1 pseudogene is annotated in these 385 nt (G+C 76.9%); it reads left to right on the top strand.

Annotation, left to right across the window (positions count from 1 at the left end):
- A pseudogene (locus tag R5H29_RS22820) lies at window positions 1-97 on the top strand (OsmC family peroxiredoxin); the annotation flags it as partial.
- Window positions 98-385 lie beyond the last annotated feature (288 nt).

Here is a 385-nt window from a genome sequence, read left to right as displayed (position 1 = left end):
GTGGCAGCGGTTGCTGGAGGTGGTGGAAAAGACCCCGGTGACCCTGGTGATGCGCGAAGGTGCGCGCATCACCAGTGAACGCGGGGCCGCCGCGTAACCCCATCCATGCATGGCGTGGATCTACAGACGACGCTCGCCGGGGCGGGCCCCGCGCGCCCCGCGCGGGGCGGGGGCCGCCGGGGGGGGCCGGCCCCGGGCGCCCCGGGGGGGGGGGGGGGCTGGGGGGTGGGGCGGGCCCCGCCCGGGCGGCCGCTCAGCGCCGTGAATGCAGCACGGTGCGCTGGCGCATCGCGTTGAATTCCTGCTCCACCTGCTGGATATCCTCGGCCTGGAACCCGGCCGCGTCCAACAGCTGGCCGGCGGCGGCCGCCGCCAGCGGATCGTC

The sequence above is a fragment of the Stenotrophomonas sp. A3_2 genome (assembly GCF_036624925.1).
GTDB classification, from domain to species: Bacteria; Pseudomonadota; Gammaproteobacteria; order Xanthomonadales; family Xanthomonadaceae; genus Stenotrophomonas; species Stenotrophomonas hibiscicola.
The sequence above is the reverse complement of the archived record's forward strand: the minus strand, read 5'-3'. Positions and strand labels throughout refer to the sequence as shown.